Consider the following 272-nt stretch of genomic DNA (forward strand, 5'->3'; position numbering starts at 1 on the left):
CCTCGCTCTCCCGCCCGACACCCGCGTCAAAGGCCCGGGCCGCCTGGTCCAGCAGTTGCTTCTTCCAGGCATAGATCTGGTTCGGGTGAACCTCATAGCGCTGGGCCAGATCGGCCACCGTCGCCTGTTCCCGCACCGCTTCCAGCGCGATCTTTGCCTTCAGTGCCGCGTCGATCTTGCGTCTCGTCTTTGTCGTCATCATGCGCTCCGTCTATCAAACGGAGCAGCCCCTTCCAACTAAGCACGTGGTCCCACAATCGGGGTCCATTTCA

General features: G+C 61.8%; 1 protein-coding gene. It reads right to left on the minus strand.

Annotated elements, in window-relative coordinates; genetic code table 11:
• Positions 1-199, minus strand: a 199-nt coding sequence (locus ACZIRK_RS45635) for a transposase (protein WP_463719721.1), incomplete at its 3' end; no start/stop codon positions are given.
• Between the last annotated feature and the right edge of the window lie 73 nt (positions 200-272).

The sequence above is a fragment of the Bradyrhizobium sp. Leo114 genome, from assembly GCF_055229415.2.